Here is a 1,063-nt window from a genome sequence, read left to right as displayed (position 1 = left end):
GTAAGCATCCCGGTAAACCAAACCATTCACTTTTAGAGATCTTCCGACATACTGATTATGTCCCCTTAAGGAGATCGCCATGCGTAAAGCCCGATTTACTGAGCACCAGATCATCGCCGTCCTGAAGTCCGTCGAAGCCGGGCGGACCGTCAAAGACGTCTGCCGCGAGGCCACGATTTCTGAAGCCAGCTATTACAATTGGAAGGCGAAATATGGCGGTATGGAAGCTGCTGATATCAAAAAAATCAAAGATCTTGAGGACGAGAATCGTCGTCTCAAACAGATGTTCGCCGACCTGAGTCTGGAATGTCGGGCACTGAAAGACATTATTGAAAAAAAGCTTTAAAACCAGCGATAAAGCGTGAGCTTGTCAGCTATCTGACGACGCAATTTTCGATGAGCTTACGCCAGGCGTGCAGGACATTATCGTTGAGCAGGACGGTGTATTTTTACCAGCCCGATACCCGCCGGGATGAGCCCGTGATCCAGGCGCTAACAGAAATGGCTGAGCGTTATCCACGGTATGGCTTTAAGAAACTGTTCCTGGTGCTGCGCAGGCAGGGCAACGCCTGGAACCATAAGCGAGTTCATCGAATTTACTGTCTATTAAAACTGAATTTTCGCCGCAAGGGAAAACAACGTCTGCCGGTACGCAACCCGGCACCGCTGGCAACGCCGGAGGCGCTGAACCAGAGCTGGTCTATTGATTTTATGCATGATGCACTGGTCTGCGGCAGACGTTTCAGAACCTTCAATGTGGTGGATGATTTTAATCGCGAAGCGCTGGCGATAGAAATCGACCTGAATATTCCGGCACAGCGTGTCGTCAGAGTGCTGGACAGGATCGTGGCCAGTCGCGGATATCCGCTGAAGATGCGGATGGATAATGGGCCTGAGCTGGTCTCACTGACGCTGGCACACTGGGCTGAAGAGCATGGTGTGATGCTGGAGTTTATTAGTCCGGGGAAACCGACACAGAATGCCTTTATCGAACGTTTTAACCGGACATACCGGACAGAAATCCTGGATTTTTACCTGTTCAGAACGCTGAATGAAGCACGGG

Annotated in this window: 1 pseudogene; it reads left to right on the top strand. The window is 50.7% G+C overall.

Going from position 1 to position 1,063, the window contains the following annotated elements:
- Positions 1-79: 79 nt before the first annotated feature.
- Positions 80-1,063, top strand: a pseudogene (locus tag AU509_RS17735) (IS3 family transposase); the annotation flags it as partial.

It is taken from the genome of Lonsdalea britannica (assembly GCF_002111595.1).
Classification (GTDB): Bacteria; Pseudomonadota; Gammaproteobacteria; order Enterobacterales; family Enterobacteriaceae; genus Lonsdalea; species Lonsdalea britannica.
The sequence above is the reverse complement of the archived record's forward strand: the minus strand, read 5'-3'. Positions and strand labels throughout refer to the sequence as shown.